The sequence below is a fragment of the Lysobacter terrae genome (assembly GCF_054782215.1).
Genome location: NZ_BAAGSX010000008.1, coordinates 477,055 through 503,370, shown reverse-complemented (window position 1 = coordinate 503,370; position 26,316 = coordinate 477,055). Strand labels below are relative to the sequence as shown.

Annotated in this window: 20 protein-coding genes; 4 read left to right on the top strand and 16 right to left on the bottom strand. The window is 67.0% G+C overall.

Annotated elements, in window-relative coordinates:
• Positions 1 to 3 precede the first annotated feature (3 nt).
• Positions 4 to 711 (top strand): DUF6445 family protein, encoded by a 708-nt coding sequence (locus ACYVJ8_RS13955; protein WP_460713393.1) that lies wholly within the window; start codon positions 4 to 6, stop codon positions 709 to 711.
• Positions 708 to 2,516, top strand: a complete 1,809-nt coding sequence (locus tag ACYVJ8_RS13950; RefSeq protein ID WP_460713391.1) for an alpha/beta hydrolase-fold protein — start codon at positions 708 to 710, stop codon at positions 2,514 to 2,516. Before ACYVJ8_RS13955 ends, ACYVJ8_RS13950 begins: the two co-directional genes overlap by 4 nt.
• A 64-nt stretch (positions 2,517 to 2,580) precedes the next feature.
• Here ACYVJ8_RS13950 and ACYVJ8_RS13945 read toward each other — a convergent pair whose 3' ends face one another.
• Positions 2,581 to 4,005 (bottom strand): sugar porter family MFS transporter, encoded by a 1,425-nt coding sequence (locus tag ACYVJ8_RS13945; RefSeq protein WP_460713389.1) that lies wholly within the window; start codon positions 4,003 to 4,005, stop codon positions 2,581 to 2,583.
• 399 nt (positions 4,006 to 4,404) lie between these two features.
• On the opposite strand from ACYVJ8_RS13945, the gene ACYVJ8_RS13940 reads away from it, so the two are divergent.
• Positions 4,405 to 7,095: a TonB-dependent receptor gene (locus ACYVJ8_RS13940; protein WP_460713387.1), complete on the top strand. Its 2,691-nt coding sequence runs from the start codon at positions 4,405 to 4,407 to the stop codon at positions 7,093 to 7,095.
• A gap of 133 nt (positions 7,096 to 7,228) precedes the next feature.
• Here ACYVJ8_RS13940 and ACYVJ8_RS13935 read toward each other — a convergent pair whose 3' ends face one another.
• From ACYVJ8_RS13935 to ACYVJ8_RS13885, 11 genes are all read right to left on the bottom strand, one after another.
• Positions 7,229 to 7,885 (bottom strand): bifunctional 4-hydroxy-2-oxoglutarate aldolase/2-dehydro-3-deoxy-phosphogluconate aldolase, encoded by a 657-nt coding sequence (locus tag ACYVJ8_RS13935; protein ID WP_460713385.1) that lies wholly within the window; start codon positions 7,883 to 7,885, stop codon positions 7,229 to 7,231.
• Positions 7,882 to 8,874, bottom strand: a complete 993-nt coding sequence (gene glk, locus ACYVJ8_RS13930; protein WP_460713383.1) for a glucokinase — start codon at positions 8,872 to 8,874, stop codon at positions 7,882 to 7,884. The genes ACYVJ8_RS13935 and glk overlap by 4 nt, the downstream gene beginning before the upstream one ends.
• Complete coding sequence (gene edd, locus ACYVJ8_RS13925; RefSeq protein WP_460713381.1) at positions 8,871 to 10,697, bottom strand: phosphogluconate dehydratase; 1,827 nt, start codon at positions 10,695 to 10,697, stop codon at positions 8,871 to 8,873. Before edd ends, glk begins: the two co-directional genes overlap by 4 nt.
• Positions 10,697 to 11,407, bottom strand: coding sequence for a 6-phosphogluconolactonase (gene pgl, locus ACYVJ8_RS13920; RefSeq protein WP_460713379.1), 711 nt, complete (start codon positions 11,405 to 11,407; stop codon positions 10,697 to 10,699). Before pgl ends, edd begins: the two co-directional genes overlap by 1 nt.
• A 28-nt stretch (positions 11,408 to 11,435) precedes the next feature.
• Positions 11,436 to 12,893: a glucose-6-phosphate dehydrogenase gene (gene zwf / locus ACYVJ8_RS13915; protein ID WP_460713377.1), complete on the bottom strand. Its 1,458-nt coding sequence runs from the start codon at positions 12,891 to 12,893 to the stop codon at positions 11,436 to 11,438.
• Positions 12,894 to 13,184: 291 nt separating this feature from the next.
• Positions 13,185 to 13,982 carry an ABC transporter ATP-binding protein gene (locus tag ACYVJ8_RS13910; RefSeq protein WP_460713375.1) on the bottom strand — a complete coding sequence of 266 codons (798 nt, stop codon included), beginning with the start codon at positions 13,980 to 13,982 and terminating at the stop codon, positions 13,185 to 13,187.
• On the bottom strand, positions 13,972 to 14,730 hold the full coding sequence (locus ACYVJ8_RS13905) for an ABC transporter permease (RefSeq protein ID WP_460713373.1): 759 nt from the start codon (positions 14,728 to 14,730) through the stop codon (positions 13,972 to 13,974). The genes ACYVJ8_RS13910 and ACYVJ8_RS13905 overlap by 11 nt, the downstream gene beginning before the upstream one ends.
• Positions 14,731 to 14,752: 22 nt before the next feature.
• A complete protein-coding gene (locus ACYVJ8_RS13900) occupies positions 14,753 to 15,235 on the bottom strand; it encodes a cupredoxin domain-containing protein (RefSeq protein WP_460713371.1) in 483 nt (160 codons plus the stop codon).
• A 49-nt stretch (positions 15,236 to 15,284) separates the two neighbouring features.
• The gene (locus tag ACYVJ8_RS13895) at positions 15,285 to 15,872 is read right to left on the bottom strand and encodes an SCO family protein (RefSeq protein ID WP_460713369.1); all 588 of its coding nucleotides are present in this window, start codon (positions 15,870 to 15,872) and stop codon (positions 15,285 to 15,287) included.
• Between the two features lie 16 nt (positions 15,873 to 15,888).
• A complete protein-coding gene (locus tag ACYVJ8_RS13890) occupies positions 15,889 to 16,920 on the bottom strand; it encodes an ABC transporter substrate-binding protein (protein WP_460713367.1) in 1,032 nt (343 codons plus the stop codon).
• Between the two features lie 174 nt (positions 16,921 to 17,094).
• Positions 17,095 to 17,973, bottom strand: coding sequence for an energy transducer TonB (locus tag ACYVJ8_RS13885; protein WP_460713365.1), 879 nt, complete (start codon positions 17,971 to 17,973; stop codon positions 17,095 to 17,097).
• Between the two features lie 75 nt (positions 17,974 to 18,048).
• On the opposite strand from ACYVJ8_RS13885, the gene ACYVJ8_RS13880 reads away from it, so the two are divergent.
• A complete protein-coding gene (locus ACYVJ8_RS13880) occupies positions 18,049 to 19,917 on the top strand; it encodes a monovalent cation:proton antiporter-2 (CPA2) family protein (protein ID WP_460713363.1) in 1,869 nt (622 codons plus the stop codon).
• Positions 19,918 to 19,962: 45 nt separating this feature from the next.
• Here the strand turns inward: ACYVJ8_RS13880 and ACYVJ8_RS13875 are convergent, their stop codons facing one another.
• The 4 genes from ACYVJ8_RS13875 to ACYVJ8_RS13860 all read right to left on the bottom strand — a co-directional run bounded on the left by ACYVJ8_RS13875 (position 19,963) and on the right by ACYVJ8_RS13860 (position 26,175).
• Positions 19,963 to 23,310 carry an ankyrin repeat domain-containing protein gene (locus tag ACYVJ8_RS13875; RefSeq protein ID WP_460713361.1) on the bottom strand — a complete coding sequence of 1,116 codons (3,348 nt, stop codon included), beginning with the start codon at positions 23,308 to 23,310 and terminating at the stop codon, positions 19,963 to 19,965.
• Positions 23,303 to 23,602 (bottom strand): YcgL domain-containing protein, encoded by a 300-nt coding sequence (locus tag ACYVJ8_RS13870; protein ID WP_460713359.1) that lies wholly within the window; start codon positions 23,600 to 23,602, stop codon positions 23,303 to 23,305. Before ACYVJ8_RS13870 ends, ACYVJ8_RS13875 begins: the two co-directional genes overlap by 8 nt.
• A gap of 141 nt (positions 23,603 to 23,743) precedes the next feature.
• A complete protein-coding gene (cydB, locus tag ACYVJ8_RS13865) occupies positions 23,744 to 24,757 on the bottom strand; it encodes a cytochrome d ubiquinol oxidase subunit II (RefSeq protein WP_460713357.1) in 1,014 nt (337 codons plus the stop codon).
• Positions 24,754 to 26,175 (bottom strand): cytochrome ubiquinol oxidase subunit I, encoded by a 1,422-nt coding sequence (locus ACYVJ8_RS13860; RefSeq protein ID WP_460713756.1) that lies wholly within the window; start codon positions 26,173 to 26,175, stop codon positions 24,754 to 24,756. Before ACYVJ8_RS13860 ends, cydB begins: the two co-directional genes overlap by 4 nt.
• Positions 26,176 to 26,316: the final 141 nt, after the last annotated feature.

Genomic DNA, 26,316 nt, shown 5'->3' with positions numbered 1-26,316 from the left:
GCGATGTTCAATCCGAATCCGCGTGTCCAGACGCTCGCCATCGGCGGGCGTCCGTTGTGCCATGTGGTCGACGACGCGCTGCTGGAGCCCGAGCGTTGGGTGGAGTATGCGGCCGCACGCCAGCGCGATTTCGTCGAGGCGCCGCACAATGCGTATCCGGGTCCGGAACTGCGATTGCCGGAGGACATATCCGCGAACCTGGAACAATTTTTCAGCACGCATTTGCGCCAGCACTTCGCCGCGCGGCGCACGCTGCGCATGTACAGCCGGCTGTCGCTGACGACGCGCGCGCCGGATGAGCTCGCCCCCGCGCAGCGCCTGTGCCATGTGGATCGTCTCGAGATGGAGGCCGGTCAGGGCATCGCGGCCTGCGTTCTGTACCTGTTCCGCGAGGAACGGCTGGGCGGCACCGGCTTCTATCGCCCACTGCGGCCGATGGCGGAAATCGCCGAGCTGGTGCAGGACACCACGCGATTGTCGCCTCCCGAGTTTGCAGCCAAGCATGACCTCGCTCCCGGATACATGACGCAATCCAATGCGTACTTCGAGAAGTTTTTGTCCGTTCCAGCGCGCTGGAACCGCCTGATCTTCTATTCCGGGACGATCTTCCACAGCGGCGACATCGCCGCACCGGAGCTTCTCAGCGGCGATCCGCGCAGCGGACGCCTCACGCTCAACGGCTTCTTCCTCTATCGGCGCAATCTCGCATGAGCTTTCGAGTCGCTTTCGCCATGGCGCTTGCGCTACTGGGCGCGGCCTGCGCGCATCCCGCGCCTAAGCCGGCCTCGCCGCCGCAAGCCGCATCGCAACTCACGGTCGAGAGTTTCGACTTAGCGGCGCCATCCGTATCGCCGGCACCTCTTCGCGTCCGCGTCTGGCTGCCGCGGGGTTATGACGCGTTGGGCGCGCGCCACTACCCGACGCTTTACATCAACGACGGCCAGGACATGGAAGCCGTCGGCCTGCAGGCCACGCTGGAACGCCTGTATGCCGGCGAAACGATTCGGCCGTTGATCGTCGTCGCGATCGACATGCCGCAGGATCGGATGGCGGCTTACGGCTTCTCCGATCGCGGCGCGGGCCGCAACGTGGTCGCATCGACGCGTTACGGCCCGGTCGGTGCGAATGCGCACGCGTACTCCGAGTGGGTCGCGCATACGCTGGTGCCCGAAATCGACCGCCGTTACCGCACGCGGCCTGCGCCCGATGCGCGGGCGATATTGGGCTGGTCGCTCGGCGCCGCCAACGCCTTCAATGTCGGTTGGCAGTATCCGGAGCTGTTCGGACGCGTCGGCGCCTTTTCGCCGTCGTTCTGGCTCTCCACCGAGCGCCAGGATGCCGAAGCGGTGCAGCGCACGCGCCTGGCGCAGCGGATGGTCGACGGCACCCAGCCGCGCAACGGCGCACGCTTCTTCTTCGCCGTCGGTACGACCGAAGAGAAGGACGATCGCGACGGCGACGGCGCCATCGACGTGCTGGACGATACGCGCGATCTGCTCCTGGGCTGGAAGAACGGCGAAACCGTGCGTGCCAAAGGACTGCAGCAACTGGGCTACGGTGTGAACCCCGACTACGCCGCCCATCCCGATCGCCGCGACGCCGTGCTGTTCACGCTCGAGGGCGGCCAGCACAACCAGGCGAGCTGGGGGCGCATGCTCCCCACCTTCCTCACCTGGGCGTTCGCGCGCCATGCGCCGCCACTGAACGTGACCGGCCACGTCGACAGCTGGCAGGACATCGAGTCCGACTTCGTCCCCGCGCGCAATGTGGACGTGTGGCTGCCGCCCGGCTACGCCGATCATCCGCACCGGCGCTACCCCGTGGTGTACATGCACGACGGCCAGAATCTGTTCGACCCGCAGCTCTCGTACATCGGCGTGGATTGGGGCATCGACGAGACGATGACGCGCCTGATCACGGATCATCGCATTCGCGAGGCGATCATCGTCGGCGTCTGGAATACGCCGCGCCGGCTGCAGGAGTACATGCCGCGCAAGCCGGTCAAGAGCGAATCGTTGCCGGTCGGCGTGGAGGGCTTCACGCCGCTGGCGCGCGCGGACATCGCTTCAGACGATTACCTGAAGTTCCTCGCCACCGAACTGAAGCCATTCATCGACTCGACCTACCGCACCAAGCGGGGACGGAAGGACACCTTCGTCATGGGCTCCAGCATGGGAGGACTGATTTCAGCGTACGCGGTGGCGGAATATCCGGAGGTGTTCGGCGGTGCCGGCGCGCTATCGACGCATTGGCCGATCGGCGACGGCGTTGTGATTGACTGGCTGTCTTCGCACCTACCCGATCCGCGTACGCACCGCCTCTATTTCGACTTCGGCACCGCCACGCTGGATGCGCAGTACGCGCCGTATCAGCAGCGGATGGATGCGGCGATGCGCGCCAATGGTTACGTCGAAGGCCGCAACTGGGTCACACGGAAGTTCGAAGGCGCGGAGCACAGCGAGCGCGCGTGGCGCGCTCGCGTCGATGTGCCGCTGGAGTTCTTGTTGGGGAAGTAAGAAGCAAAAGCCGCCCCTCATCCGCCCTTCGGGCACCTTCTCCCCGCTCGCGGGGAGAAGGAACTCAATCCCGCATTTCTTCCAACTCCATGCCCTTGGTTTCGCGCACCGAACGAAGCACGAACACCAGCGACAACACCGCGAACGCCGCGTACAGGCCATAGGCAAACGTCAGCCCGATCTCCGCCAGCGACGGGAACGTCGCGGTGATCAGGAAGTTGGCCAACCACTGCGCCGAAGCGGCGACCGCCAACCCGATCGCGCGGATCCGGTTGGGGAACATCTCGCCCAATAGCACCCACACCATCGGCCCCCAACTCAGGCCGAAGAACACGACATAGGCGTTAGCGGCCACCAGCGCCGTCATACCCCACGGCTCGGGCAGGGTCAGCTGCGAACCGGTACCCGTGGCATGCGAGAAACACAGCGCCATCAGGCCAAGCGTCACCGCCATGCCGACGGAGCCGATGATCAACAGCGGCTTGCGGCCCAGCTTGTCCACCAGAGCGATGGCGACCAGGGTCACCAGCACGTTCACGATCGACGTAGCGACGGTGATCGTGAACGAATCGGCTTCGCTGAAGCCGACCGAGTGCCATAGCGTCGAGGAGTAATAGAAGATGACGTTGATGCCGACGAACTGCTGGAACACCGACAGCAGGATGCCGATCCACACCACCGGCAGCAGGCCCGCACTGGGTCCGCGCAGATCACGCAGCGTCGGCCGGTACTCCGTGCGCAGGCTGCGTTCGATGTCGTGCAGCTTGGTGTCGAGCGCCGCCGGATCGCGCAGGTCGAGTACTTCCTGGAGCACCGTGCGCGCTTCGGCGGTACGGCCCTTCGCGACGAGGTGACGCGGCGACTCGGGCACGCCGAACACCAGCGCGCCGTAAATCAGTGCAGGCACCACGGCGACGAGGAACATCCAGCGCCACGCATCCAGCCCCAGCCACAGTTTCTGGGATGCGCCGCCGGCCGCACCGGCCAGCCAGGCATCGCTGAGTAGGGCAACGAAGATGCCGAGCACGATGGCGAGCTGCTGCAACGAGCCCAGGCGCCCACGCACATGCGCCGGCGACACTTCCGCGATGTAGGTCGGTGCGATCACCGATGCCACGCCGACACCGATGCCGCCGACCACGCGCCACAGGATCAGATCCCACACGCCGAAAGCCATGCCGGCCCCGAGTGCGCTGACCGCCAGCAGTGCCGCCGCCACGCGCATCGTCTGCACGCGGCCGTAGCGGTCCGCCAGCGGACCCGCGTACCAGGCGCCGACCGCGGAGCCCAAGAGCGCGCACGATACGGCGAAGCCGGTGGCCGCCGCGCTCAGCCCGAAGCTGCCGCGCACCGCATCCACCGCACCGTTGATCACCGCGGTGTCGAATCCGAACAGGAAGCCGCCCAGTGCCGCGGCCGCCGAAATCAGCAGTACGCGCATGGTCGCGTGCTGCGTTGCCCCATTTGCCACCGTCTCGATGCTGCTCATTACCCCTCCCGAGGGTTTCGTGCCGGCTCCGTCGGCCGACGCTGCATGGGCGTCGGCCGTGCCGGGCCGGTTCTTCCCGATTCTGCGCAGGCCCTCGATTCGGCGTCCGATTGAATACGTATGCAGACCGTTCGTGGGCCAAATCCCGACCGGCGGTCGGTCGCCACGCCTCGCTCGTCAGCGCGGCCGCCTCACGCGGCGTCACCTCTTCACTACGTAAATGTCGGTTTTGCCTGCACTTTTGCATGAATACGTATGCATCGGAATTTGTGCAGGAGTGCCCCGGACTACCATCGGTCTGCGCTTGGCCCATGTGCGGCCGCATGCGCATACAAGAGCGGTGCGCATGGCGACATGCGGCCGACGAACATAAGAAAGTTTCATTCCGGAGGGGGAGTGATGGTGCAGTTCAAGAGAAACCTGCTGAGCGTCGCATTGGCGTCGGCCACGATGATGCTTGCGGCGGGCGCGCATGCGCAGACGGCCGACGAGCAAGCGCAGCAAGGCCAGGCGAAGACCGATGCGAAGACCCTGGATACGGTGGTCGTCACCGGCATCCGTCGCGGCATCGAGAACGCGATCGAAACCAAGCAGTCCAACTCGTCGATCGTCGAAGCCATTTCGGCCGAAGACGTCGGCAAGTTGCCCGACACCTCGATCGCCGACTCCATCGCGCGCCTCCCGGGCCTGACCGCCCAGCGCTTCGGCGGACGCCCGCAGGAAATCAATATCCGCGGCTTCTCCGGCGACTTCTCCACGACCACGCTCAACGGGCGCGAACAGGTCAGCCTCGGCAACAACCGCGGCGTCGAGTTCGACCAGTACCCGTCCGAGCTGATGAATCAGGTCGTCGTCTACAAGACCCAGGACGCCTCGCTGATCGGCCAGGGCCTGTCGGGCACCGTCGACCTGCAGACCGTCAGCCCGCTGTCGTTCGCCGATCGCACGATCGCCGTGAACGTTCGTGGCGACATGAACAAGCTCAATGGCAACAACGAGCACGGCAGCCGCTTCAGCCTTTCGTACATCGACCAGTTCGCCGACCGGACCGTCGGTCTCGCGCTGGGCTATGCCCGCTTGAACAACCCCGTTCAGGGCACGCAGTTCGAAGCCTGGGGCTACGACAACGGCACGCTCGGCGGCGGCAAGTTGTACGAGATCGACAACGACAACACCCGCGACGGCTTCATGGGTGTGCTGGAGTTCCGTCCGAACGACATGTACTCCACGCGCCTGGACGTCTTCTATTCGAAGTTCGATAAGGAAGAGGTCAAGCGCGGCATGGAGTTCGGCCTCGTGTTCGGCCCACCCGGCCAGCCCGTGAGCCGTACGAATGACGCCAACGGCACCGCAATCGAAGCCACGTTCAACAACTTCGATCCGGTTTTGCGCAACGACTACAACGCTGCGAAGGACGACCTGTTCTCCATCGGCTGGAACCACAAGCTGAAGCTCAACGAGAACTGGACGTTGACGGCCGACATCAGCAACTCCAGCGCCAAGCGCGAAGAGCGCGTTCTTGAAACCTACGCCGGTCTTGCGGCTGGTGTGCCGGGCGATACCGTCAGCATCCGCTTCAATCCCGATGGCTTCTTCGACTTCGATTTCGGCTACGACTACAGCGATCCCAGCATCCTGCGTCTGACTGATGCCGGCGGGTGGGGACAGGACGGCTACATCAAGGACTTCGAGGTCAAGGACGATTTGACCTCGATCCGCTTCGACCTGGAACGCTCGTTCGATAGCGGCGCACTGAGCAGCCTCAAGTTCGGCGCAAACCTCACGGATCGCACCAAGAGCCGCTCCTCGGACGAACACTTCCTCTGCCTGCGCGCTGACTGCGCCCGCGGACTGGAAGCGCCGATGCCGACCAATCTGGCGACCACTTCATCGTTCAATTTCGCTGGCCTGACCGGGCTGTACGGCTATGACGCATTGGCCGCGTTCAACTCTATTTACTTCCAGCGCGCCAACGTCAACAACGGCGACATCAACAACAAGAACTGGGAAGTGAAGGAACGCGTCGGCACGTTCTACGTGCAGGGCAACCTCGACTTCAACATCGGTTCCGTGCCGATCCGCGGCAACGTTGGCGTACAGGCGGTAAACGTCGAACAGGAATCCAGCGGCGTGTCCACGTTCCAGGGCGTCACGCTGGATCAGCCGGCTACCCGCGGCACGAACTACACCGACTACCTGCCCAGCCTGAACCTCAAGGCGGAGTTCGCGTACGACCAGTTCCTGCGCTTCGGCGCTGGCCGTCAGATTGCGCGTCCTCGCATGGATCAGATGCGTGGCAACGCAAACTACAGCATCAACCTCAACCCGGTCACATGCCCTGCCGGCCAGATCCGTCCTTGCCCGGTGTACGAGGGCAGCGGCGGCAATCCGGAACTGCGTCCGTGGAAGGCCGACGCATTCGACCTGAGCTATGAGAAGTACTTCGCGCACAAGGGCTATGTCAGCGCCGGATACTTCTACAAGGACCTGAAGACCTACGTCCGCAACGAAGCTACCGACTTCGATTTCAGCACGCTGCCAGCAGTGCCGATCACCGGCCCGGTTCCGGCCTCTTCGATTGGTACGTTCACCCAGCCGGTCAACGGCGAGGGCGGAACGCTCAAGGGCTTCGAAGTCGCCGTGTCGGTTCCGCTGGAAATGCTGTGGTCGCCGCTGGAAGGCTTCGGCATCCAGGCCAACTACTCCGAAGTCGACAGCTCTATCGAGCCGACGCCGGGTAATCCGTCGGAGACCCTGCCGGGCCTGTCGAAGTACGTGTCCAACGCGACTGTGTACTTCGAACGATGGGGCTTCTCTGCGCGCGTCAGCCAGCGTAGCCGTTCGGACTTCCGTGGTGAGGTTGAAGGCTTCGGCGGCGATCGGACGATCAAGTTCTTCCAGGGCGAGAAGGTGACCGACGTGCAGCTCGGCTATGCCTTCCAGTCCGGCCCGCTCGAGAACCTGTCGTTCCTGTTGCAGATCAACAACATCGAGAACGAGCCGTTCAAGTCGGAATTCAGCGACGGCCGTCCTCGTGAGTTCTTCGAATACGGCCGCACTTACCTGTTCGGCGTGAACTACAAGTTCTAATCAAGCTAAGGGCCTCCGTTAGACAAAACCCTTGCCGGCGCTCTCCACCGGCAAGGGTTTTTCTTTTTTGGCCTTATTGCCGTCGCTTTTGCTCGTCATCCCGGCGCAAGCCGGGATCCATTTGCTGTTGCCTCTACCGCACCCGCAGCGCTGCCGCTTCACGAGCCAGATCGGTAATGCGCTGCCAATCGCCGTTCGCAAGCGCATCGGCCGGCACCATCCAAGAACCGCCGATGGTCATCACGTTAGGCAGCGCGAGATAGGCGGGCGCCTTGGCGATATCGATGCCGCCGGTAGGGCAGAACTTCGCCTGCGCGAACGGGCCGGCGAAGGACTTCAATGCGGCTATGCCGCCGCTGGATTCGGCGGGGAAGAACTTGAAGCGCTGGTAGCCCAGCTCGAGGCCGTGCATCAGCTCGCTTGCCGTCGCAATGCCCGGCAGCAGCGGAATCTGCGCGTCGCCGGCCGCGGCGTACAACGCATCGGTCGCGCCAGGCGAAATCGCGAAGGTCGCGCCCGCGGCTTCCACCGCGGAGAGATCGCGCGCGGTCAGCACGGTGCCGGCTCCGACGCTCGCTTCGGGCACTTGCTCGCGGATCGCGCGGATCGCGCCGATCGCGGCTTCGGTGCGCAGGGTCACTTCCAGCACCGGCAGGCCGCCTGCGACGAGCGCGCGCGCCAGCGGCACGGCGTCTTCGATGCGGGCGATGCTGAGCACGGGCACTACCGGTGCGCGAGATAGCGTCTGATCGATGCGCTCGGCGTGGAGGATGGCGGGAGTCGTGCTCATGGCGTGGGGTCCGTCGGAAGCGCCTGGCGCGCGGCGACCGCCGCTCCGAGCAGGCCGGGGTTGGGATGGGTGATGACGCGGATCGTCATCGATTCGAGATAGGCGACGAAGCGGCCCTTGGCGAGGAAGCGCTCGCGGAAGGCGCTGCTGCGCAGGAACGGAATGAAGCGCGGCACCATGCCGCCGGCGATCATCACCGTGCGTGCGCCGTGGATCAGGCCGGTGTCGCCGGCGACGCTGCCGAGCACGGCGCAGAAGCGCGCCAGTGCGCGGCGCGCGACCACGTCGTGGCCTTCCAACGCGGCCCCGACTATCTCGGCCGGGTCGCGCAAGGCCACTTCGTGCGGCGCGTTGCCGTCGCTGCGCAGGATCGCATCGACATGCGAAAGGCCGGCGCCGCACAGCACGCGTTCGGTCGAACAACGACCGAAGCGCGCGGTGAGCCAGCGCGCGATCATTAGTTCTTCGTCGCCCAGCGGCGCGAAGCTCACGTGGCCGCCTTCGGTTTCGACGACGTCCCAACCGCGACGCGCATCGCCGACCAGCAAGGCAACGCCCAGGCCGGTACCCGGCCCGATCACGCTGACCGGCCCCTTCAGCGGCGCGTCGTCGCGGCCGTGCAGGGTCACGTATTCGCTCGGCTGCAGTGCGGGGATCGCCCAGGACACCGCGCCGAAATCGTTGATCACGGATAGCTGCTGCAGCCCCAGTGCGTGCTTGAGCTCGCCGCGGGTGAACGACCAGGCACGGTTGGTGAGGCGAATCTCTTCGCTGTGCACCGGACTGGCGACGGCGATCGCCGCGCGCTGTGGGTTCGCACCCACTTCGGCGAGGTAGTGCTCGGCGGCGTGCTGCAGGCTGGCGAACTTCGCGGTCGGCAGAGAGCGCGGCTCGATGATTTCCGGGATCTCCGCGCCCAGGTCGGTCAATGCGAAGCGCGCATTGGTGCCGCCGATGTCGGCGATCAGCGCATGCGACGCCGGATTCATGGCGCTTCCGCCACGAACAGGCTGCAACCGCCCTGCTCCGCCGTGCCGACCTGCGTACGCATCAGCGCGAACAGCTCGCGGCCCAGGCCGGTGCGGTTGGGTTGCAGCGATGCGAATTCGGGCGTGCGCGCGTTCCACTCCGCCGCGTCGACCAGCGCGTCCATCGTGCCGGCGTCGGCGTCGATACGGATCGTGTCGCCGCTGCGGATCCTGGCGATGGCGCCGGCGTCGGCCGCTTCGGGTGATACATGGATCGCCGCAAGCACCTTGCCCGAAGCGCCGGACATGCGTCCGTCGGTAAGCAGCGCGATGCGCTGGCCGCGATCCTGGAGCACAGACAATGTCGGCGTGAGCTTGTGCAGTTCCGGCATGCCGTTGGCGCGCGGGCCCTGGCCGCGGACGACGGCGACGAAATCGCCTTCCAGTTCGCCACGCTTGAACGCATCGAGCATCGCATCCTGTCCGTCGAAGACCTTGGCCGGCGCGCTGATCTTTCGGTATTCCGGCGCCACCGCCGAGATCTTCGCCACCGCGCGGCCGAGATTGCCCTGCAGGCGGCGCAGGCCGCCTTCGTGATCGAAGGGTTCGGCGACCGGACGCAGAATGGTCGCATCGCGCGTCTGCGCCGGCGGTTCGCGCCAGCGCAGCGTGGTGCCGTCCAGGTAGGGTTCGAGCATCTGCTGGCGCAGGCTGCCGCCGTGAATGCAGAGAATGTCTTCGTGCATCAGCCCGGCATCGAGCAGCTCGCGAATGACGAAACCGACGCCGCCGGCCTCGTGGAAGCCGTTCACGTCGGCGCTGCCGTTCGGATAGATGCGCGCCAGCAGTGGCGTGACGCGCGACAGTTCGTCCAGATCGTCCCAGTCGATGATCAGCCCCGCCGCGCGAGCGATGGCGACGAGGTGGATCGCATGGTTGGTGGAACCGCCGGTGGTGGCGAGCGCAACCATTGCATTGACGATCGCCTTCTCATCGAGGGTATGCGCGAGCGGACGGTAGTCGTCGCCCAGCGCGGTGATGCGTAACGCCTGTTCGGTCGCGGCGACGGTCAGTGCGTCGCGCAGCGGGGTGTATGGATGGATGAAGGCGGCGCCTGGCATGTGCAGGCCCATGGCTTCCATCATCATCTGATTGGAATTGGCCGTGCCGTAGAACGTGCACGTGCCGGGCGAGTGATAGGACGCGGCCTCGGCGTCGAGCAATTCTTCACGCGTCGCCTTGCCTTCGGCGTAGCGCTGGCGCACCGCAGCCTTCTCCTTGTTCGGCAGGCCACTCGGCATCGGGCCGCCGGGCACCATCACCATCGGCAGATGGCCGAAACTCAACGCGCCGATCAGCAGACCGGGCACGATCTTGTCGCAGATGCCCAGGCACAGCACCGCATCGAACATGTCGTGCGTCAGCGCCACCGCCGTCGCCAAGGCAATGGTGTCGCGCGAGAACAGCGACATCTCCATGCCGACGCGGCCCTGGGTCACGCCGTCGCACATCGCCGGCACGCCGCCCGCCACCTGCGCGCTGCCGCCGGCATTGCGCGCGGCCATGCGGATCAACGCCGGGTACGGCTCATACGGCTGGTGCGCCGACAGCATGTCGTTGAACGCGGTGACGATGCCGACGTTGCCGCCTTTCGCGCCGCGCAGGCGCGACTTGTCTTCGCCCGCGGCGGCGAATCCATGCGCCAGGTTGCCGCAGCTCAGGCGCGTGCGCGCCGGCGAGGTTTCACGAGCGGCTTCCATGCGCGCGAGGTAATCGCTCCGCGTTGCGCGGCTGCGCTCCGCGATGCGTTCGGTAACGCGTTGGGTAACGGGATGCAACGACATCATTCGCTCCAGTGGATATTCACGGCGGCGGGCGCATGCGCGGCATGCAGGATCGCCGCAACCGGATAGCGCAGTGCATCCTGCGATGCCTGCGCCTCGCGCAGGACCGCGAGTTTGCCGGCGCCGGTAAGGGCAAGGTGGATGCTGCGGGTCCGCAACAGGCGTGCGGCGGTCAGGGTAATACGAGGGAACGGCGCTTCCGGCGGCAGCGGTTCGGGATCGATTCGGCAAGTGTCCACGCTGCTCATGGGGTCGATGGCCGCGTCGAGGTCGACCGCACCCGGAAACAGCGAGGCGGTATGGGCATCGCCGCCCATGCCCAGCACCACCGCATCGAAGGCCCCGGCGTGCTGCGACAACAGCGTACCCGCGTGCACCGCCGAACGCCCCGGATCGCCGTCTTCAACGGTGAGCGAGGCAAAGCGCACGCCATCGGCCGCCGCGAACGCGTCGCGCATCTCGCGCAGGTTGCAAGCGGGATGGTCGTGCGGCACGCAACGCTCGTCGGTGGGCATCAGTACCACCTTGCGCCACTCCAGCGGGCGCGCGGCCAGCGCGCGATACGCGGGGAACGGTGTCCGTCCGCCGGCGAGCGCGAGCATGGCGTGGCCGCGCGACGCGATCGCTTCGCGCAGCACGTCTTCCAGGCGCGCGGCGAGCGCGGCGGCGAGCGCTTGAGCATCGGGATAACGATGTTCGATCCAGGCCATCTGCGCGCTTCCACCCATCGTCAATGCCTCAATCGCGCCAGGTATGTCCGTGCCGCTCCGCCATCGCCACCGCGGCGGCGGGCCCCCAGGTGCCGGCCGGGTACGGGCGCGGCGTGACGTCGGCGCTGCGCCAGCCGTCGATGATCGCGTCGACCCATTTCCAGGCGGCTTCGGTTTCGTCGCGACGCACGAACAAGGTGCCGTTGCCTTCGATCGCGTCGAGATACAGACGCTCGTACGCGGGACGGCGGCGGATCGCGGCGAACTCCTCGTGCATGTCCAGATCGAGCGCGACCTGCGACAGGCGCACGCCGCCGCGGTCCAGGCCCGGCGTCTTGCTCATCAGCCGCAGCTCGATGCGTTCGTCCGGCTGCAAAAGGATAGTGAGCGCATTGGGCTCCATATGCGCGCCGGCGAAGATCGAATGCGGCACGGCGCGGAACTGCAGGTGGATCTCGGTGCGCCGCGCCGGCATGCGCTTGCCGGTGCGCAGATAGAACGGCACGCCCGACCAGCGCCAGTTGTCGACGTGCGCACGCAGGGCGACGAAGGTTTCGGTACGACTGGGGCGACCAAGTTCGTCGAGATAACCCGGCACCACCTGCCCATCGACCGCACCCGCTGTGTACTGGCCGGCGACGGTTTCGCTCACCACGTCGTTGCGGCCGATCGGGCGCAGCGATTGCAGGACTTTGATCTTCTCGTTGCGCACCGCCGAGGGCTCGAACTGCGCCGGCGGCTCCATGGCGGTCAGGCACAACAGCTGCAGCATGTGGTTCTGCAGCATGTCGCGCATGGCGCCGGAGTGGTCGTAGTAGTCGCCGCGGCCTTCAACGCCCACGGTTTCGGCTACGGTGATCTGTACATGCTCGATGTGGCGCGCGTTCCACAGCGGCTCGAACAACGCGTTGCCGAAGCGCAGGGCGAGCAGGTTCTGCACGCCTTCCTTGCCCAGGTAATGATCGACGCGGAATACGCGCTCCTCGTCGAAGAAGCGGGTGACGTCGTCGTTGATCGCCGTCGCGCTGGACAGATCGTGGCCGAGGGGCTTTTCCAGCATCACCCGCGTGCCGGGGCCGGCCAGTTCCATGCGGCCCAGCGCTTCGCAGATCGGCGCGTAGAAGCGCGGCGCGGTGCTGAGGTGATAGACGACGTCGCCGTCACCGCGCGCGGCGCGGATGCGCGCACCCAGCTGCTCCAGCGATGCGGCATCGCCGGTGTCCGCGGCGAGATAGTCGATACGGCTGAGCAACGCCTGCAGCGTCGCTTCGTTGCATTCGCCGGCCGTGACGTTGCGGCGAATCGCATCGCCGATCTGCGCGCGGAAACCGTCGCCATCGGTTTCCGTGCGGCCGGTGCCGAGGATGCGCATGGCCGCCGGCAGCAGGCCATCCGCCTGCAATCCATACAGCGACGGGAACAGCATGCGCTGCGCCAAGTCACCGGTAGCGCCGAAGATCACCAGCAGGGAAGCGGGAGTACGCATCGAAGAGGCCGACGAAGACATCCGAACAGCCTAATACTGAGGCTGTAGAGGCCCCTGCTGCAAACGATTACAGAGCATGACGACGAAAGTGCTGTCGGCGGTGGAGCGATCGCGCGCGGGCAGGCGGCACCGGTGGGCAGTCGCGACACGCCGTGAATCCGTCCATGGAGGCTTGGCAGCGGCATCCATGCCGCTGAACAGTCGCGCCTACCCACCGGCACCGCCTGCCCTCCCATGCATCTCGGGCGCGTTGGCAAAGGGCAATCCAAAAAAGTCTAAAAGCGGTGCTGCCTACACTTCCGCGCCAACCGGCTGCTCGACCGGATCGGTCTGGACGCCGAGCTCCCTAAGGATCGCCACTCGCAGCTGCTGCACTTCGGGACTGGTGAGCTTGCGCGGATGCGGCAGCTTCACCTCGAACGTCGCCTGGATCCGGGTCGGCCGCTGCGACAGCACCATGACGCGGTCGGCGAGGTGGATCGCCTCTTCCACGTCGTGGGTGATCAGCAGGACCGTATGCCGCTCCTGGGCGAGGATCCGCAGCAGCTCGTTGCGCATGCGCAGGCTGGTCAGCGCGTCGAGCGCGGAGAACGGCTCGTCCATGTAGAGGATCTCCGGCTTCACCGCCAGCGCGCGCGCGAGTTCGACGCGCTTGAGCATGCCGCCGGAAAGCTCATGCGGGTAACTGGCCTCGAAGCCCTTCAGTCCGACGATGTCGGCATAGTGGTCCGCGATCTGCGCCTTGTCGCCTTTATGGCGCTCGTCGTCGAGGCCGAACATCAGGTTCTGCCGCACCGTGAGCCATGGGAACACCGAACCATGCTGCGAGATGAGGATGCCCTGCGCGCTGGGCTTCTGGCGCGACACGCCATCGATCTCGATACGCCCTTCGTCCGGTGCGATGAAGCCGGCGATCATCCGCATCAGCGTGGACTTGCCGCAGCCGGAGGGCCCGACTATCGCGATGAACTCGCCGTCGCCGACCTGCAGGCTCACGTCGTCCACCACCGGCAGCCTGCCCTTGTCGGTGGCGAAGCTCTTCTTGAGGCCAACGACCTCGATCTTGTGGGCTGAAGCCTTAGTGGGCATAGCGCCACCGCACGATTTTCGCTCCTTCCAGCAAACGCATCAGTCCATCCAGCAGCAGGCCGATCAGGCCGATGATGATCATGCCGGCGACCACCAGGTCGTAGCGGTTGCCGGCGTTGCGCGAGTCGATGATGAGGTAGCCCAGCCCCGAGCGCAGCGCGATCATCTCGGCGGCGACGACTACCAGCCAGGCCACGCCCAGGCCGATGCGCATGCCGACGATGATCTGCGGCAGCGTCGCCGGGATGACGACCTTGGAAAACAGGGTGTAGCGGGACACGCCGAAGTTTTCGGCGGCGCGCAGATAGCGCTTCTCGATGGTGTGCACGCCGGCCACCGTCTGCAGCACCATCGGGAACACCGAAGAGATGAAGATCAGATAGATCGGCGATGCGTTGCCCACGCCGAACCAGAGGATCGCGATCGGAATCCACGCGATCGGGGAAATCGGCCGCAGGATCTGGAAGAGCGGATTCAGCGTGTCGTGCGCGCCCTGCACCCAGCCCATCCACAGGCCCAGCGGTACGCCCACCAACACGGCGAGCCCGAAGCCGGTGCCGACGCGGCCGAGCGAAGCGCCGATGTGTTGCCACAGCGTGCCGTCGCGCACCAGCTCGATGGTGCCGGTGACGACCTGCCACGGCGTCGGGAAGATCACGCTGCGCGTGGCCCCGACCGCGGCCCACCAGGCCGCCAGCAGCACGAGGATGATCACGATGCCCGGCAGCGACTGCCGCAACCTGTTCATGCGTTGGAACCCATGTCGAGACTCATGTGGAAGGTTGCGCCTGCGTCGCTTGATGCGTCGTCGGATGCGTTCGCGTGGTGATCGCGTCGAGCAGTCGCCTGGTCCGCCAGCGCAGCCTGCCCCACGCCGAGTCCGGGTACGGATCGACCACGATCGTCATCTGCCCGCTGGCGTGCGCACTGCAGGCGAACTGGTACTCGGAGGCGAGCTCGAACGGCAGGCGGAAATTCTGCCCCGGCATCAACAGCGCCGGCCCGAACGTCTGCGGCACCGTATCGTGGTTCTGCAGCAACAGGACGTCGTTGATCCCGAGGGTGAGGCGGATCTGCTGCGGCAGGATCTCGATGCGTTCGCCGGCCATCCTGCGTTGCCAGGTGCCTTTTGGGATGACGAAGGCCTGTTCACGCGAAGCCGGAACGGGCACAGGCGCCAATGCCGCCCAGGCGGCCGCGAGAACGACAGCGGCAACCAGGGCAACCACTCCGAATCGGATACGGCGGCTCATGGCATACATCCGCACAGGCTCATGGTTCGCGACGTCATTCGGCCAAGAGTCATTCGGCAAGTAGCGCCCTGACGTCGTGAAGGTAATCGGCGGGCGGCTGCCCGTACGGCATCATTCCGCGCAGGCGGCCCTTGCGATCGATCAGAAACACCGACGACGAGTGGCCCACGGTATAGCTGTCGCCGACGTTCTTGCGCTGCGCCATCACGCCGTAGTGCTTGCGCACTTCCGCGAGCTGCGCGGGCGTGCCCGTGCCGCCGACGAAGCTCGGGTCGAAACCATGCAGATAGGCGCGCATCTGCTGCGCGTTGTCGCGCTCCGGGTCGACGGTGACGAAGACCACCTGCAGATCGCGCGCGTCGGCGCCGAGCCGCTTGCGCACCTGCGCCAGCGTGGCGAGCGTCGTCGGACAGACCTTCGGGCAGTTGGTGAAACCGAATTCCAACAGGACGACACGACCCCGGTAGTGCGCCAGCGAAAGCGTGCCGCCGGTCGATGCCTGCAGCGACAGTTCCGGCGCAGCGGCGGGCGGATCGAACACGCCGGCCTTGAGCGGCGCGGGTTCCGCCGCCGCAGCCAGCGTCGCCCATGCGAGCGACAGCAGCGCAATCGACAGACAAAGGAAACGACGGCTCATCGGGTGCACCCTGCGATCACAGGTTGATCGCCGCCGGGCGCGCGGCCCGGGCGAAGCTCTCGTCCATGTAGGTTTCGTAGGCGATGGGGTGCTTGATGGTCCCCGCGTCCATGGACAGGTGCATCAATTCCTCGAACTCGCTGCGGATCATCCGCAAGTCGCCGTAGGTCACCCGGTCGGTCGGGTTCTCCATGACGAAGCGGATGATGTTGGGATCCTGGTTGAAGTACTCGCGCCCAGCGGCGATGCCGACGGCCGTTTCGCGATTGGCCTGGCGCGCGTCGAGCCATTGCCCGGCGCCCATGACGTAGTTGACCAGCTCCTGCACCAGCGGACGATTGGACTGGATCAGTTCCTCGCGCACGGTCAGCACGCAACAGATGTAGTTGCGCCACTCGTCGCGGGTCATGCGCAGCGGGCGCCCGTAGCCGGCGTGCTGCGCGGCCGCGCCGAACGGCTCGCCGGTGCAGTAGGCGTCGACGGCATTCGCGTACAGCGCGGCCGGCATGTCCGGCGGCGGCATTTCCACGATCTCGATGTCGGCCGGCGTCATGCCTTCCTGCTTCAGCATCTTGCGCAGGAAGAGGAAGTCCACCGCGAAGCGGCTGGGAATGGCGATGCGCTTGCCGGCGAGCTGGCGGAAGTGCTGATACGGCGAATCCGTGCGCACCATGATGACCGCGCCGGAACGATGGCCGAGCGAGACGATCTTCACCGGAATCTTCTTGTCGGCCAGGTCCATGACCAGCGGCGCCAGCATGTAGGCGGCCTGGATCCGTCCGGCCATCAGCGATTCCTTGATCTCCGGCCAGCCGCTGTACTTGCTGAACTGGAATGCGGTGCCTTTCCCGCCGGACGCGTTCATGGCCTTGCCGTGCGCCACGCACGCGACGGGCAAGGTGAGGTTGCAGGTGACCGGCAGGCCGCCTACCACCAGCGCATCCGACGCGGACTCGCTTCCGCAAGCGGCCAGGCCCGTCGGCAACGCGGCGGCGGCCACCATGGCCTTGAGGACCTGTCGACGTTGGAGCTGGTGCGCAGTGGACATGGCGGGTCGCTGGAGGGTGTCGCAGCGATTGTAGCCCGCACGGGAGGCGTCCCGGCCCAGGCGGCATTTGCGCTTCGTCACTGACTCGGAGCGGAAATTCGCAGGCGCCTCACCCCGCCAGACGCGGATCTGTCGCCGCTTCCAGGCCCGGCTTCGCCGGACCTGGCGGCCCGATCAGATCTCGGACAGATCGGTCAGCAGCTTCAGCCCCGAACCGGCCCGATACGAACCGCCGGCAGGCAGCGTATCCGGACTGAAGGCAACGCCTTCGTCTTCATCGCTCCACGGATCGCGCTGGCGAGGGCCGGGAACGTACGACTCCCAGGTGCCATAGCGACCCGCAATCGTTTTGGGATCTTCGAACGAGTAAACCACCGGTACGCGCACGACCCAGAACGGATCATCCGCCGCCTCGCCCTTGCTCGGCGGGGTGAAGCTCCACTTCCGCGCCTGCCGCATCGACGTGTCGGCCAGGATTTTGCGCCAGCGCGTCATCTCGTTCTCGCTCGCGATCCAGCGCAGGTTGACCTGTTCGGTGACGACATCCACCACCTTGCCCTCGCGCCCCACCTTGACCAGGAGATAGACCGAACCGGCTACGCCTGCCCTCGCGGCACTGTCGGGATAGTTCGGAGGCGCCATGCTGATGGAACGCACGTCCTCTTCCGGCTTGACGTCCTCATCGCCGAAGGACGCGCCCCGGACTTTCACGAGGTAATTGCCGTCATCGGCGCGGTTCGCCACCAGGCGGATATTCATGCTGGCGATCGCATTCACCGCGCGGCCGTCGATGACCACCGGCTTGAACTCCCACGCCGGCACCGCCTTGGCGAGAAAGGCCACGATGCCGCGCGGCAGTTTCTCTTCGTGATCCAGCGAATAGGTCGTGACCTTGCCCCGCGTGTCCAGCTGGATCTTGCCGGTGACCAGCATCGTGGATTCGATCTGCTTGCGCACGGCTCCGGGCCCGCCCGCCCACGCCACGGTGCTGACCAGCAATGCCGCTGCTGCCAGGACGGTCCTGGCGATTCCTGCTCGTGCGAACGCGTTCATTCCCTGCTCCTTGCGTTGGTAGATCGAAGCATAGCCGCTTGGCGGCGGCATAATCGCCACAACGGAGGTGTCTGCATGCACGGCGGTGGTCTCGAACTAGCCCTGGTCTTCCTGCTCGCCGCGGTGATCGCGGTGCCGGTGTTCCGGCGCTTCGGCCTGGGCGCGGTGCTGGGCTATCTGGCGGCGGGCGTGGCGCTGGGGCCGCATGGCCTGGGCGTGGTGCGCAATGCCGACCGGGTGCTGACCGCCTCGGAGATCGGCGTGGTGATGATGCTCTTCGTCATCGGCCTGGAGTTGTCGCCGTCGCGCCTGCGGGTCATGCGCAAGCCGGTATTCGGCGCGGGCGGTGCGCAGGTCCTGGTCACAGGACTCGCGCTCGCGGTGGCGGCGATGCTCGGTGCAAGCCTGCTGGGCGACGCGAAGTTGAGCGACGGCGTCGACTGGAAGGCGGCGCTGGTCGCGGGCCTGGGCCTGGCCTTGTCTTCGACCGCGGTTTGCCTGCAATTGTTGTCGGAGCGCAAGGCATTGCGCAGCGAGCACGGACGCCTCGCCTTCGCGATCCTGCTGTTCCAGGACCTGGCCGCGATTCCGTTGCTTGCGGCGATCCCCTTGCTCGGCCACGCGCACCAACAGGGCGGCGAGCCGATCGGTATCGCCGTGCTCAAGGCGGTGGTGGCGATCGCGGTGGTCGTGCTCGGCGGCCGCATCGTGTTGCGGCATATGTTCCGCATTGTCGCGCGCACGCAGATGCCGGAAGTGTTCACCGGCGCGGCGTTGCTCGCGGTACTGGGCGCGGCGTGGGTGATGGAACTGGCCGGGCTGTCGGCGGGCCTGGGCGCGTTCCTCGCCGGCGTGCTGCTGGCGGATTCCGAATTCCGCCACGAGCTCGAATCGCAGATCGATCCGTTCAAGGGCCTGCTGCTCGGCCTGTTCTTCATGGCCGTGGGCATGAGCATCGACGTGCAGCGTGTGCTCGCCGAGCCGTGGCTGATCGCCGGGATAGTCGTCGCCTTCATGGCGATCAAGTTCGTGCTGCTGATCGGCGTCGGCTTGGGACCGGGCGGTTTGAACCGGCGCGAGTCGCTGCAGTTGGCCGCAGTGCTGGCGCTGGGCGGCGAATTCGCCTTCGTCGTGTTCGGCGACGCGGTGAAGGCGGGCATCTTCGACAATGCCCTGCGCGACCGTCTCGTCGCGGCGGTCGGCCTGTCGATGGCGCTGACGCCTATATTGGTGATCGCGATCTCGCGCCTGCTGGCCGCGCATCCGGTCGCCAAGCCCAAGCGCGCGTTCGACGTCATCCCGGATACGCAGCCGCAAGTACTCATCGCCGGTTTCGGCCGCTTCGGCCAGATCGTCGCGCGCCTGCTGGCCGCGCACCGCACGTCGTTCATCGCGATCGAGAACGACATCGAACAGGTCGACTTCTCGCGGCGCTTCGGCAACCTCATCTACTACGGAGATCCGGCCAAACCCGATCTGCTGCGCTCGGCGGGCGCGGCCGGGGTCAAGGTGTTCGTCGTCGCCATCGACAACCAGGAACAGAACCTGCAGACCGTCGAGGTGATCCGCCGCCTCTACCCGGAAGCGACAGTGTTCGCACGCGCCCGCGACCGCCGCCACGCGTGGGAGCTCATGGACCTGGGGGCGAAGGTGATGCGCGAGACTTACTTTTCCAGCCTCAAGCTGGGCGAGCAGGTGCTGGTGGAACTGGGCATCCCCGCGGACATCGCGCGCCAGCACGCCAAGCGCTTCCACGAGCACGACGAGCGCCTGCTGAAAGCGCAGTACGAAGTGCGCGACGACGAGGACGCGCTGAAGCAGACCGTACAGGACGCGCGCCGCGAACTCGAAGACCTGTTCAGCGCCGACATGGGCGAAGGCGTGCTCGGCGACATCGTCGCGGACAAGCCCGCGCGCGAAACGTCCGAGTCTTCGAACCCCTGAGTTACCGGAAACTCCGAGCCCGTCACGATCGCGACGGGCTGGGACTCAGCGATCGCGCAGGAAGCGCGCCATCGAAACATCCTGCCCCGGCGCGACCGGAGTCGGCGCGAGTTCCGCGGCGATATCGACGAAGCCGCGCATCACCGCGATCTCGCGCGGCGTGCGGTTGAGCGTGTCGCGCTGAGAAGGATCCGCGCCCGCTCGCAGCAGCTTGAGCACGACGCGCATCAGTCCGTGCAACGCGGCCAGATGCAGGGGACCGAAACCACGCGGATCCTGGGCATCCAGGCGCGCATCGTGATCGAGCAACTGGTCGATGCCGGCCAGCAGCACGTCTTCGTCCGCGGCCGAACCCGGTTCGGCGCGCGCGCCCAGCAACAGCAGCAGCGGCGTCGCACCGGCCGCCAGCTGATCGGCATCCGCGCCGGCCAGCAGCAGCGTGTCGAGCAGGGCGACCAGGCGCGCACGCTCACGTGCGGTGAAGCCGAACATCGCCGCGCAATGCAGTGCGGTGCGACCCTGAGCGTCGGTGGCGCGCACGTTGGCGCCGGCCGAAAGCAGGCGCGCGGCCATGTCCGGCAGGCCCAGCGCACAGGCGACCATGAGCACGGTCAGATCGCCGGGCAGGCGTTGTTCGAGCGAGACGCCGGCGGCGATCAGGCGATCTACGACTTCGACGTGGCGCATGCTCACCGCCGCCGACAGCGGCGTGGCGCCGGAGTTCGCGGCCAGTTGCGGATCGGCACCGCGTGCGAGCAATAGATCGACCACGGCGCGATGTCCACCGCCCGCCGCGCGCAACAGCGCGCTGCAACCCTGGCTGTCGGCGGCATCCACCGGCAGGCCGAGGTCGAGCAAGCGGCGCACGGCATCCGCATCGCCGACGATCGCCGCCGCGGGTACGTCCTGCGCACGCAACGGGCGCTTGGGCAGCGGCCAACCGCGCCAGTCGAGCCAGTCGGCCAGATCGCGGCGACCCGACGACAAGGCCACGCCCAGTGGCGTCTGTCCGTCCGCGGCGAGCAAGTCGGGCGCGGCACCGTGCGCGACCAGTTTCTTCAGCACGGCTTCGCGGCCGAGCGCCGCGGCCAGATGCAGCGCGCTCATGCCGTGACTGTCGCGGCCGTCGAGGCTGACGCCGATCGCCAGCAGGCGCTCGACCAGGCGCGACCAGCCCAGCCGCACCGCTAGCGCGAGCGGTGGATCGCCGGCCGGCGAAGGCGCGAACGGATCGGCGCCGCGTTCAAGCAGATCCAATGCGAAGTATTCGAGGCCGCGCGCGGCCTGCTCGCTGGCCGAGCACGCGGCGAGGAAGCGGGCGAGACCGCCGGTACCTGCCGGCGATACCCCACGGCGCAGCAGCGCCTGCAGCGAAGGCAAGGCCACCGGGCCACGGGCGAGCAGCGCGAACAGCGGCGTATCGCCCTGCGCATCCCGCACGTAGGGGTCGGCGCCCCAGGCGAGCAGGCGTTCGATCTGTTCCGCGCTTGGCGCGGGCGGTTCATCGTGCAGCAGCGCGCCCAGTTCCGCAGGAGCGAGCAATTGCGCCAGACCGCCCAGTTCGCCGCCGCGACGCTCGTGCAGGCCTTCGCGCAGCAGCGCGGCCGGCGCGCGATCCGGTAGCGGCGCGTCGGGCGACTCGGCCGCATCGCTGACCGCCGACGGCAAGGGATAGGCGCGGTCGAGCGCGGCGACCAAGGCCCAGCGTCCGGCTTCGGCGGCGCGATCGATCGCGCGCTTGTCGTCGAAGTCGCGCGCATCCGGATCCAGACCGAGCGAGAGCAGACGTTCGATCAACAACGGCGTCGCGTTCTCCGACATCGCCGCGAGCATCAGCGCGCCGCGACCGTGCGCATCCACGGCGGCGGCTTCAGTCGCCCCGCCCTTGGGCAGATGCGAGAGCAGACGTTCCAGCACCATCAGCCGGCCACCGCGCGCCGCTTCCAGCACCGGCGTGCGGGCGAAGCGATCGACGGCCGCGGCATCCGCGCTGGCGGCGAGCAGGACTTCGACGATATCGGCATGGCCGGCGTATGCGGCTTCGTGCAGCGCGCTACGGCCGTGCGCGTCGCGCGCGTCGACCTTGGCCTTCTGCTTCAACAGCAACTGCACGCCGGCGGCATCGTCTTCCTCGGTACCGGCGGCGGCGAGCAGCGCGGGCTGGCCACCGGCAGGTTCCGGCTTCGCGCCGCGTTCGAGCAGGAACTTCGCCAGGCGCCAGTTGCCGACGGCGCAGGCGACGCCCAGCGGCGAGAGTCCGTCGACGTTCAAGGCGTCGATCTGCGCCGCCGCGTCGCGCAGCAACGCGGCCACGCCCGGATCGGAACTGCGCGCCGCATGGTGCAGCGCGGTGTTGCCGTCGTGGTCGACGGCGCGCGGATCAGCGCCGTTGGCGAGCAGCGTCATCACCGCATCCGGACGGCCATGCCAGCTGTCGCGCGTGGCGGCGAGCAGCGGGGTCATGCCGGCGTGGGTGGCGTTGAGATCGATGCCGTGCGCGATCAATACACGCAGTAAACGCAGGTCCGGCAGCACCGCGGCGAGCACGGCCAGACTGCGCTGATCGCGGTCGTCCATCGGCGGCGGGGCGTGCACGTCGGCACCGGCATCGATCAGCTGCAGTGCCTGTTCGACGCGCCCGACGCGGGCGGCGGCGTAGAGCTCGGCTTCCAGCGGCAGGCTGCCGAGCGGGAGTTCGGTGGCGCTCTCGGTGTCGGCTTCGGCGACGGGTTCTTCGTGTTCGGGCAAGGCGTCGGCGGGCGCCGTGCGCTGCAGCCACCCATGCAACAAGGGCGAGGCAACCGCGAGCGCGGCCGCCAGCGTCCAACGGGCGGTAGCGCCCAGAACGCCTGGCCATGCCAGCACCACTACCGCCGCCAGGACGAGCGCGACGCTGCCCGCCACGCCGAGTCCACGCCAGGCGCCCGGATCGAGCTCACCCAGTTCCTGCCAGTGGCGCGAGGGGCGTCCGCCTTCGGTTTCCATGCCGTGCCACAGCGGCCACAGCCGCCACAGCGCCAGCAGCACCACGGCGGCCATGAAGCTCAGGCCTAGCGCCGCGGTGAGCGAACCGCCATCGATCAAGGCGCCCAGCGGCCAGGCGACTACCGCGAACGTCAGCGCGGCGGCGACGCACCACGGCAGCGCCAGCCAACCGGCTTCCACGAGCCAGGCGCGCGGCGAGGCGACGCTGCGCCCGCGTAGCTGCGCGACCGCCAACGCGAACGCGGGCTGCGCCAGCACCGCGGCCACCGCGGCCGGGCCGCCGAAACCGGACAGCGCGGTCAGCGCGACGCCGGCGGCAAGGGCGGCCCAGACCAGTCCACGCGGACGCGGCGCCGCGTCCGGCGCACCGGCCTGCGATCCGGTCGTTACCACGATGGCCTCAGGCATCGGTGCCCCAGTCCTCTTCCTTCACGCCGAAGGTCTTGAGCTTGTCGACGGCCGGCTCTTCGACCGCCGGTGGAAATTGCAGATGGAAGCCGCGCGCGACGATGTTTTCGCGCACCACGGCCACGTCTTCACGGGCGAGCTTGCGCTCCGGCGTCAGCGCCAATTCGAGCACGAACTGCAGGCTGCCCAACTGGCTGCGCACGGGATCCGGCAGGCGCGCGAAATCGTCGCGCGCGCCCAGATACACGTAGGTGTCGGCTTTGCGGAGGCTTTTGTAGACGTAGGCTTGCATGCGATCGGGGGACGGACTCGCAGTGTGACAACGCACACAGCATAACCGTCCCCATCCGCATGGGGAGCACTTTCACGCCGAAAGTGCCCACGTTCAGGCGTTTTTTCAGAACGTTCGCCGGCGCGTCGCCGGCCGCGCGCCTCAGTGATAGCCAGCGTCGGCCGCGACCTTGCCCTTGAACACGCGGTACGACCACCACGTGTAGCCGAGGATCGCCGGTAGCAGCACGATCAGGCCCACGCCGACGAAACCCTGCGACGACGGTGGCGACGCCGCATCCCAGATCGACAGGCTCGGCGGCACGATGTTCGGCCAGATGCCCAGCACCAGCCCGGCGAAACCGAGCACGAAGAAGCACAGCGTCAGCAGGAACGGCGCCACATCGCGCCCCTGCCGCATCGTCGCCTGCCACAGCGCGAAGGCGTTGAGCAGCGCCAGCAGCGGCACCGGCGCCAGCCACCAGAAGTTTCCGCCTTCGAACCAGCGCGCCATGATCCGCGAGTCCAGGAACGGCAGCCACGCGCTGACCAGGCCCATGAAGGCCACCACCACCAGCACCAGCGGCCGCGTCAGCGTGCGCGCGATCGCCTGCATGCGGCCCTCGGTCTTGAGGATCAGCCAGGTCGAACCGAGCAAGGCATAGCCGAACACCACCGCCACGCCGGTGAGCATCGAGAACGGACTGAACCAGCCGAACGCACCGCCGACGTACTTGCCGCCCTGCAGCGGCATGCCTTCCACCAGCGCGCCCAGGATCACGCCCTGCGCGAAGGCGGCGAACATCGAGCCCAGCGCGAACGCCGCGCCCCACGCCGGTTTCGCCCGCGTCGCCTTGAAGCGGAACTCGAAGGCGACGCCGCGGAACACCAGCGCGATCAGCATCAACAGCACCGGCAGATACAGCGCCGACAGCACCACGGCATAGGCCTTGGGAAACGCCGCGAGCAAGCCGACGCCGCCGAGCACCAGCCAGGTCTCGTTGCCGTCCCAGATCGGCGCGGCGGTATTCATCATGTGATCGAGCTGGTGCTCGTCCTCGGCGAAGGGCGCGAGGATGCCGAGCCCGAGCACAAAGCCATCGAGCAGCACGTACATCAGCACGCCGAAGCCGATCACGCCGAACCACACCACGGGCAGCACGGTTTCCAGGCTCATGGCGCGCGCTCCGGGGTGGCGTCGTCGGACATTCGGTCGCCGACCGACAGCGGACGCGCGGGCGTGCGTTCGCCGGCGTGGCTTTCAGGCATCGGCTCGTGCGGCTGCGGTCCCTTGCGGATCAGCTTCAGCAGGTACCAGATGCCGGCGCCGAACACGGTGAAGTACACCGCGGCGAAGACCAGCAGCGAGGTCGCCACGCTGCCCGTGGCCAGCGTCGGCGTCACCGCATCGGCGGTGCGCAGCAGGCCGTAGATCACATACGGCTGGCGACCGATCTCGACCACGTACCAGCCGGCCAGCAGCGCAACGAAACCGGCGAAGGTCATCGCGCGCCAACCGTTTAACAGCCAAGGCGAGTCGAACAGCCGCTTGCGCCGCCACATCCACAGTGAGGCCAGTACCAGCAGCAGCATCAGCGTGCCCAGGCCGACCATCACGCGGAAAGCGAAGAACACCGGCGCGACCGGCGGACGGTCGTTGGCGGGCACCGCCTTGAGCGGCTGGATCTCGCCGTCGATCGAGTGGGTCAGGATCAGGCTGCCGAGCTTGGGCACGGCGACTTCGTAATCGTTGCGCTCGGCCTTCTGGTTGGGCAGCGCGAACAGCACCAGCGGCACGCCTTCGCCCGGAGTGCCCGCTTCCCAATGCCCCTCCATCGCCGCCAGCTTGACCGGCTGGTGCTCGCCGACGTTGAGGCCGTGCTGGTCGCCGACGAAGATCTGCACCGGCACCGCGATCGCCGCGAACACCACCGCGAGCTTCAACATCCGCCGCCCGGCTTCGACGTGCACGCCGCGACGCAGGTATCCCGCGCTGACGCCGCCGATCACCAGGCAGGTGGTGATGAAGGCCGCCAGCACCATATGCGCGAGCCGGAACGGGAACGACGGGTTGAACACGATCGCCCACCAGCTCGCCGGCTCGAACACGCCTTCGGCGGTGAGCGTGTAGCCCTGCGGCGTCTGCATCCAGCTGTTGGCCGAGATGATCCAGAACGTGGAGATCAACGTGCCCAGCGCGACCATGCAGGTGGCGAGGAAGTGCAGCTTCTCCGGCACGCGCTTGGCGCCGAACAGCATCACGCCAAGGAACGTCGCTTCCAGGAAGAACGCCGTCAGCACTTCGTACGACAGCAGCGGTCCGAGGATGCTGCCGGCCTTCTCGCTCAACACCGCCCAGTTCGTGCCGAACTGGAAACTCATGACGATGCCGCTGACCACGCCCATGCCGAAGGACACGGCGAAGACCTTCAGCCAGAAGAAATACAGATCGCGCCACACCGTATCGCGCGTGCGCAGCCAGCGGAATTCGAGGAAGGCCAGCCAGCTCGCCAGGCCGATGGTGAAGGCCGGAAACAGGATGTGGCAGGAAATGACGAATCCGAACTGGATCCGCGACAGGAACAACGGCGACAGCACCGTCGACAGCGGCTCTGCATCCACGTGAGGTCTCCGCGGCACGTGGGGTGGCCGCGGCTGGATATTGTGCGCCGCGACAGCGCCCGCGAACAGGAGCAGATGCCGCCTGGCCGGACCGTAGCAGTCAAAGGCCTTGCC

What these genes read in the sequence shown, in the direction of transcription:
- ACYVJ8_RS13910 (WP_460713375.1), bottom strand. Translation starts at nt 13,982, where the DNA reads ATGCCCACTAAGGCTTCAGCCCACAAGATCGAGGTCGTTGGCCTCAAG.
- zwf (WP_460713377.1), bottom strand. Translation starts at nt 12,893, where the DNA reads ATGCGTACTCCCGCTTCCCTGCTGGTGATCTTCGGCGCTACCGGTGAC.
- ACYVJ8_RS13905 (WP_460713373.1), bottom strand. Translation starts at nt 14,730, where the DNA reads ATGAACAGGTTGCGGCAGTCGCTGCCGGGCATCGTGATCATCCTCGTG.
- ACYVJ8_RS13955 (WP_460713393.1), top strand. Translation starts at nt 4, where the DNA reads ATGTTCAATCCGAATCCGCGTGTCCAGACGCTCGCCATCGGCGGGCGT.
- ACYVJ8_RS13875 (WP_460713361.1), bottom strand. Translation starts at nt 23,310, where the DNA reads ATGCCTGAGGCCATCGTGGTAACGACCGGATCGCAGGCCGGTGCGCCG.
- ACYVJ8_RS13940 (WP_460713387.1), top strand. Translation starts at nt 4,405, where the DNA reads ATGGTGCAGTTCAAGAGAAACCTGCTGAGCGTCGCATTGGCGTCGGCC.
- ACYVJ8_RS13900 (WP_460713371.1), bottom strand. Translation starts at nt 15,235, where the DNA reads ATGAGCCGCCGTATCCGATTCGGAGTGGTTGCCCTGGTTGCCGCTGTC.
- pgl (WP_460713379.1), bottom strand. Translation starts at nt 11,407, where the DNA reads ATGGCCTGGATCGAACATCGTTATCCCGATGCTCAAGCGCTCGCCGCC.
- ACYVJ8_RS13890 (WP_460713367.1), bottom strand. Translation starts at nt 16,920, where the DNA reads ATGTCCACTGCGCACCAGCTCCAACGTCGACAGGTCCTCAAGGCCATG.
- ACYVJ8_RS13895 (WP_460713369.1), bottom strand. Translation starts at nt 15,872, where the DNA reads ATGAGCCGTCGTTTCCTTTGTCTGTCGATTGCGCTGCTGTCGCTCGCA.
- ACYVJ8_RS13950 (WP_460713391.1), top strand. Translation starts at nt 708, where the DNA reads ATGAGCTTTCGAGTCGCTTTCGCCATGGCGCTTGCGCTACTGGGCGCG.
- ACYVJ8_RS13870 (WP_460713359.1), bottom strand. Translation starts at nt 23,602, where the DNA reads ATGCAAGCCTACGTCTACAAAAGCCTCCGCAAAGCCGACACCTACGTG.
- ACYVJ8_RS13945 (WP_460713389.1), bottom strand. Translation starts at nt 4,005, where the DNA reads ATGAGCAGCATCGAGACGGTGGCAAATGGGGCAACGCAGCACGCGACC.
- edd (WP_460713381.1), bottom strand. Translation starts at nt 10,697, where the DNA reads ATGTCGTTGCATCCCGTTACCCAACGCGTTACCGAACGCATCGCGGAG.
- glk (WP_460713383.1), bottom strand. Translation starts at nt 8,874, where the DNA reads ATGAATCCGGCGTCGCATGCGCTGATCGCCGACATCGGCGGCACCAAT.
- cydB (WP_460713357.1), bottom strand. Translation starts at nt 24,757, where the DNA reads ATGAGCCTGGAAACCGTGCTGCCCGTGGTGTGGTTCGGCGTGATCGGC.
- ACYVJ8_RS13880 (WP_460713363.1), top strand. Translation starts at nt 18,049, where the DNA reads ATGCACGGCGGTGGTCTCGAACTAGCCCTGGTCTTCCTGCTCGCCGCG.
- ACYVJ8_RS13935 (WP_460713385.1), bottom strand. Translation starts at nt 7,885, where the DNA reads ATGAGCACGACTCCCGCCATCCTCCACGCCGAGCGCATCGATCAGACG.
- ACYVJ8_RS13885 (WP_460713365.1), bottom strand. Translation starts at nt 17,973, where the DNA reads ATGAACGCGTTCGCACGAGCAGGAATCGCCAGGACCGTCCTGGCAGCA.